This window comes from Candidatus Darwinibacter acetoxidans (assembly GCF_041936445.1).
GTDB lineage: Bacteria > Bacillota > Limnochordia > Darwinibacteriales > Darwinibacteriaceae > DTU010.
This window is the reverse complement of sequence record NZ_JBHGXH010000099.1, coordinates 1-1,872: the sequence shown is the minus strand read 5'-3', so window position 1 is coordinate 1,872 and position 1,872 is coordinate 1. Positions and strand designations below refer to the sequence as shown.

The 1,872-nt window shown below is 54.2% G+C and carries 2 protein-coding genes; both read left to right on the top strand.

All coding sequences use genetic code 11. The annotated features are described in order from the left end of the window. The first annotated feature begins 9 nt into the window (after nt 1-9). On the top strand, nt 10-1,326 hold the full coding sequence (gene tnpC / locus ACE4YL_RS03280) for an IS66 family transposase (RefSeq protein ID WP_461369206.1): 1,317 nt from the start codon (nt 10-12) through the stop codon (nt 1,324-1,326). A gap of 171 nt (nt 1,327-1,497) precedes the next feature. Beyond that, nucleotides 1,498-1,857, top strand: coding sequence for an IS630 family transposase (locus tag ACE4YL_RS03275; protein ID WP_461369205.1), 360 nt, complete (start codon nt 1,498-1,500; stop codon nt 1,855-1,857). Nucleotides 1,858-1,872 lie beyond the last annotated feature (15 nt).

The window sequence follows — 1,872 nt, the reverse complement described above, 5'->3', positions numbered from 1 at the left end:
GAATCCCAGTTGAACCAGAACAGTCGCAACAGCAGTCGCCCTCCCTCGATGGATGGGTTTCATCGACCAAAAACATCACGGAAGAAGGGTGAACGCCCTCCGGGTGGTCAGAAGGGCCACGAAGGTCATACCCTTCAGTTTGTTCCAAACCCGGATGTGGTCATCGTCCATACTGCTTCCACCTGTTCCCGGTGCGGGGCATCCCTGGAACATGTCGACCCATCTGTCGTAGAACGACGTCAGGTTTTTGACATACCTCCTCCCCGGATTATCGTGACTGAACACCGTGCAGAACACAAACGGTGCCCCCATTGTGGGTTTTTTCACCCAACTGAATTTCCTGTCGAGGTAGCGCACCCCGTGCAGTATGGCATCAACCTGAAGGCGCTCCTGGTCTATTTCTGCATCTACCAGCTGCTTCCCTATGAACGAGCCTCTGAGATGGTTTTTGACCTCTTTGGCCACTCGTTGAGCCAGGCAACTGTGGTTGCAATCACGGGCGAGTGCTCTCGAAACCTGACCGGAGTTGAAGAACATACCCGAAACCTCCTGCAAGATGCACAGGTTCTCCATGTCGATGAAACCAGCATGCGGGTGGGCGACACGCGGCATTGGCTGCATGTCGCCAGTACCGACCTCCTCACCTCCTACGGGTGCCATCGAAAACGAGGAGCGCAAGCAACCGACGCCATGGGGATCCTGCCCGCATTCCAGGGAACGATGATCCATGACTTCTGGGCGCCATACTTCAGGTATACCAGTGATCATGCTATCTGTAACGCCCATCTCCTGCGCGAACTCCGGGGGATCTCGGAGAACTACAACCATCAGTGGAGCGAAGCTCTGAGCAACCTCCTCATCGGGATAAAAGCCGCGGTGGATGGCGCAAAAGAAGAGGAGACTATTCTCGCGCCGGAGAGAATCGCTGCCTTTGAAGAACAGTATCAGAAGATTCTCAAAGCAGCGGAGGAGGAAACGAAAATCTCCGAGACCCCAGGGGGACAGGGAAAGCATGGGAGAAAGAAACAGTCGAAAGCAAAGAATCTCCTGGATCGTTGTCGCAAGTACCAGGAAGAGATCCTGGTATTCATGAAGGATTTCACCATCCCCTTCACCAACAATCAGGCCGAGAGAGACCTTCGGATGATGAAGCTAAAACAGAAGATCTCCGGAGTATTCCGGAGTGAGGAGGGGGCTATGAATTTCTGCAGGGTCAGAGGATTCATATCGACGATCAAGAAGCATGATCGCCCGGTATTACCGGAACTGAGAAGGGTGTTTGAGGGAACACCCTTCATGCCGACGGCGGCTCATCGGGTGCCCTGAATAGTTACCTTTTTTGAACCTTGAGTTCCTCATACCTCTATGGCTGGGCGTGAACAGATCGCGATCGTCAGGCACGTTCCCCTTTCTGTCCTGAATAAACAGATCAAGCACCCCAAAGGATTGCCCCAGGTGATCCCGCGCCTCGTGTTTATTCGGCTACGGTAGAAGGGAATGAGCGTTGTCGACGCTGCGGAAGCTGTTGGGGTCTCTCATCAGACTGGTTACAACTGGCAGAAACGCTGGAACGAGGAGGGGCCGGATGGGCTGGTTCCGAAGTATGCCGGTGGCCACCCTTCGAAACTCACTGACGAGCAGAAAACCGCTTTGCTTGAAAAACTCCGGGAGAAAGAAGACTGGACAACCGCCGAAGTCCAGCGCCTGATCCAGTCGCAGTTCGGCGTCAGTTACAGTCTGGACCAGGTCCGGCGGATCCTCAAATCGTTTGGCATGTTCTTTGGGAAACCCTATCCGCGGGATTACCGCCGACCCCAGGATGCAGAACAGGTACTCAAAAAAAACTCCCGCGGATGAGCAAGAACACGGTGC

Coding starts and splice junctions, on each gene's coding strand:
- ACE4YL_RS03275 (WP_461369205.1), top strand. CDS start 1,498: ATGAGCGTTGTCGACGCTGCGGAAGCTGTTGGGGTCTCTCATCAGACT.